The organism is Streptomyces flavofungini (assembly GCF_041028215.1).
GTDB lineage: Bacteria > Actinomycetota > Actinomycetes > Streptomycetales > Streptomycetaceae > Streptomyces > Streptomyces flavofungini_B.
In genome coordinates this window covers 1-1,691 of record NZ_JASKYR010001187.1, presented here as the reverse complement: position 1 = coordinate 1,691, position 1,691 = coordinate 1, and the positions used below count along the sequence as shown (strand labels likewise).

Sequence of the window (1,691 nt, the reverse complement as noted above, 5' to 3'; positions counted from 1 at the left end):
TACAGATCGACCGCGCACCCGTCCGGCGTGATCGCGCCGGGTCCCGTCCCCTCGTATCCCTCACGCATCTCGACGCTCATGACCCGGCAACGAAGCACGCGGCGGCCCCGTTCCCCGCCGCGCCTCCCACTCCCCGGCTACAGCGGAAACCAGCCATGCCCTCCGTACCAGTGGCCGCCCGCCCGCAGATGGTCGCCCACGGCCCGCTCCAACCGGGTCCGCCGGGGCAGTGTGGCCACCGGCAGGTCCCGGTCGCCGAAGACGAAGGCGACCGGATCGCCGTCCTCGGGCTTGTGCGCACCGCCGCCCCCCGGCCTCGGCCCATAGGTGTCCGCGAGGCGGAAGCGCTCCTGGAAGCGGACGATGTTCGACTCCGCGGGCAGGTACTCCTTGAGCTGCGGATCGAGCAGCCAGGAGTGGCAGGCGGCCGTCTCGTACCGTTCCTCGGGGAAGTGGCGCGCGAAGAACCGCCGTGCCATGGCGAGCGACCGGTCACAGGCCTCCGGGGTCAGCGCGCCGCGGAAGTCGGTGATGTGGAGGTTGAGGCAGGGGTCGCCGGGGCCCGCCGGATGCCCGGCGGCGGCCGTCGCGCCGCCCATCCGCCCGCTGAGCAGGGCGCGCTGGAACTGGAGCCTGCCGAGCTGGTACAGCTCGCCCCGGAAGTGCAGTCCGGGCCACTCCGGCACGAGCAGGCCGCCGACGCCGCGCGCCCTGCGGTGCACCGCCATGTGCCGCCCCAGGTCGGCCAGGGTACGGCGCGACACGTCGTCGGGGATGCCGCGGGCGCGGTGCTGGGCCCGCGCGTGCGGCAGCGCCGCCACGTAGACGAACACGAAGAAGCAGCGGCCCAGCTCGCCCCACTCGGCGGGCAGCACCGGCACCCGGCCGCCCCGCCCGACGGTGCCCATCCGGCTGACGAGGGCGTCCACGCAGCGGTCGAGCAGCCAGCGCGCCTCCGGATCGGCGAGGAGCCGTCCGCGCAGCGCCACCAGGGGGTTGATGTCCTCGTGCGGCACGGCGAGGTCGAGCAGTACGTCCGGCAGCTCGTCGGCGCCCGGCAGCTCCGCCGCCGCTCGCGGCGGCCCCGCGCTCTCCAGCTCGGCCAGCCAGGCCGCGCACGCCGCGTCCGACCTGAGCGCCGCCAGCAAGGTCAGCCCTTGTCGTCGAAGCGGGCCGCCGCCAGATACTCCGGCTGGGGATCGAGCGCCGCCGCGAGGCGGAAGTGACGCCGGGCCTGCTCGGGCCGCGCGCACCGTTCATAGGTGCGGGCCAGCGCGAAGTGCGCGAACGCGTTGTCCGGCTCGCGATCGAGGACGATGCTGAACTCCAGCTCCGCGGCGCGCAGTTGGGCGGCGGCGAAGAAGGCACGCGCGCGCAGGAGCCGGGCCGCGGTGTTCTCGGGGTGGGCGGCGACGACCGTGTCGAGCAGCTTCACCGCACCGCGTGGGTCGCGCGCGGCGAGAAGCTGCTCCGCCGCGCGAAAGTCGATGACGTGGGTCTCCGGGCTGATGTCGGGCACGCCGAACTCCTTCCCTCACTCCCCGGTCTCAACGCCCGCCGCGGCACTCCCTATTCCGGACCACTGTGCGGCGCCATTCCGGACCACTGTGCGGCGCCGCCAAGCCGCACCTGTGTTCCGCACCGCTGTTCCGCACCGGAGTTCCCTACCTCTGTTCCGCACCGCTCGGCGC

2 protein-coding genes are annotated in these 1,691 nt (G+C 74.2%); both read right to left on the bottom strand.

Features of this window, described 5'->3' with window-relative positions; all coding sequences use genetic code 11:
* Positions 1-137 precede the first annotated feature (137 nt).
* The gene (locus tag AB8Z36_RS39600; RefSeq protein ID WP_440582126.1) at positions 138-1,097 is read right to left on the bottom strand and encodes an acyltransferase domain-containing protein; all 960 of its coding nucleotides are present in this window, start codon (positions 1,095-1,097) and stop codon (positions 138-140) included.
* A 53-nt stretch (positions 1,098-1,150) separates the two neighbouring features.
* Positions 1,151-1,519, bottom strand: a complete 369-nt coding sequence (locus AB8Z36_RS39595) for a tetratricopeptide repeat protein (protein ID WP_369218200.1) — start codon at positions 1,517-1,519, stop codon at positions 1,151-1,153.
* Positions 1,520-1,691: the final 172 nt, after the last annotated feature.